1 protein-coding gene is annotated in these 559 nt (G+C 77.6%); it reads right to left on the minus strand.

The annotated features are described in order from the left end of the window. The coding region (locus tag G6R25_RS24500) for a hypothetical protein (RefSeq protein ID WP_205447459.1) at nt 1–559 on the minus strand (559 nt) is incomplete at both ends.

Consider the following 559-nt stretch of genomic DNA (forward strand, 5'->3'; position numbering starts at 1 on the left):
AAGGAGTTGGCGTTCCTCGGCGCTCGTCGACTCCTCCAGTGCGGCCGGGGCCGCGGCGTGGCGGCGGCCCAGCCACAGGCCGGCGGCGTGCAGGCCGAGCAGGCCGGCGGACATCTCCACGGGCCAGTCCTGCGACGACAGCCACGACACCACCCCCGCCGGCACCGCATGAGCCGCATGCGCCTGCAGGGCCCGCTGGTAGAGCGCCGCCGGGTAGTTCCGGGCGGACTTCACGACGGCCCTGGCGGCCCTTCTGTGGCCCTTGGCGCTCTTGGCCGCGAGGCGGGCGGCGCGGCGGCGGGCGGCCAACGGGTTGGCGGAGGCCTCCCGGGCCGTCTTGCACTGGCTGCGGGCCTGCGCCACCGAGGCCACCGTCCGGCCCTGGCGGGCTGCGATCCACGCCCCCCGATGCTCCGGGGTCCGCAGCTGGCGGCGCCGGCCGGCCTCCGCATCCCACCAGGAGGCGAACGGGACGCACGCCGGGGACAGCCCGTCGAGGACCGTCACCGCCACCGTCGACGTCGCCCGCCAGACCCGGACGACGGCCGCGTCGGAGGGG

The organism is Candidatus Frankia alpina, from assembly GCF_902806485.1.
GTDB classification, from domain to species: Bacteria; Actinomycetota; Actinomycetes; order Frankiales; family Frankiaceae; genus Frankia; species Frankia alpina.